Source organism: Curvibacter sp. GW821-FHT01G03, from assembly GCF_059422285.1.
In genome coordinates this window covers 1-932 of sequence record NZ_JBWKWP010000055.1, presented here as the reverse complement: position 1 = coordinate 932, position 932 = coordinate 1, and the positions used below count along the sequence as shown (strand labels likewise).

Genomic DNA, 932 nt, shown 5'->3' with positions numbered 1-932 from the left:
GTGATCGACACGTTGTCGCCAGGCATGACCATTTCCTTGTCCTTCGGCAGTTCGATGGCACCCGTCACGTCGGTCGTGCGGAAGTAGAACTGAGGACGGTAGTTGTTGAAGAACGGAGTGTGACGGCCGCCTTCATCCTTCGACAGAACGTAGATTTCTGCGGTGAAGTGGGTGTGCGGCTTGACGCTGCCCGGCTTGCACAGCACTTGGCCGCGCTCGACGTCTTCACGTTTGGTACCACGCAGCAAGATGCCGACGTTGTCACCAGCCTGACCTTGATCCAGCAGCTTGCGGAACATTTCCACGCCAGTGCAGGTGGTCTTGACGGTGGGCTTGATACCCACGATTTCGATTTCTTCGCCGACCTTGATGATGCCGCGTTCCACACGACCGGTCACCACAGTGCCACGACCCGAGATCGAGAACACGTCTTCCACAGGCATCAGGAAGGCACCGTCCACAGCGCGCTCAGGCGTGGGGATGTAGGTGTCCAGAGCTTCAGCCAGCTTCATGATGGCTTGCTCGCCCAACTCGCCCTTGTCGCCATCCAGCGCCAGACGTGCCGAACCCTTGATGATCGGGGTGTCGTCGCCAGGGAATTCGTACTTGGAAAGCAGCTCGCGCACTTCCATTTCCACCAGTTCCAGCAGTTCAGCGTCGTCCACCAGGTCAGCCTTGTTCAGGAAGACGATGATGTAAGGAACGCCCACCTGGCGGGACAGCAGGATGTGTTCACGGGTTTGGGGCATCGGGCCGTCAGCGGCCGAGCACACCAAAATAGCGCCGTCCATCTGAGCAGCGCCAGTGATCATGTTCTTCACATAGTCAGCGTGGCCAGGGCAGTCCACGTGAGCGTAGTGGCGGTTGGCGGTTTCGTATTCAACGTGGGCGGTGTTGATGGTAATGCCGCGGGCCTTTTCTTCGGGCGCTGC

Annotated in this window: 1 protein-coding gene; it reads right to left on the bottom strand. The window is 59.1% G+C overall.

The window, feature by feature from the left end; all coding sequences use genetic code 11:
- The coding region (gene tuf, locus AC07VS_RS28780) for an elongation factor Tu (RefSeq protein WP_494752689.1) at positions 1-932 on the bottom strand (932 nt) is incomplete at both ends.